The organism is Pseudomonas sp. AC463 (assembly GCF_979253585.1).
Window position 1 is genome coordinate 1 of record NZ_CEEDDZ010000837.1, and the last position, 257, is coordinate 257.

1 protein-coding gene is annotated in these 257 nt (G+C 66.9%); it reads left to right on the forward strand.

Annotated features, from left to right (window positions below):
• Positions 1–257: hypothetical protein (locus AC0IYH_RS32585; protein WP_471838489.1), on the forward strand; the 257-nt coding region annotated here is incomplete at both ends.

The window sequence follows — 257 nt, forward strand, 5'->3', positions numbered from 1 at the left end:
GCTTGTCGGCTACGCCACGGCACAGCGCATCATCAATCTGCCCGGGCAGTCGAGCGGGTCGGGAGCGACGTCAGAACGGTCCATCGTCGTCGACGAGCTTCAGGCGCTCAATAGCGCGCTGTCGCAGGCAATCGCGGATCGCGTACAGGCCGAAGCGCGCTATCGCGAGCAGGGGAAGAGCGGCGCGTCGGCCGATGCGTTGCGTAACCAGGCGATCAACTCGCTTCGCCAGCGGCGTGCGGAACTGGCCGCCGACT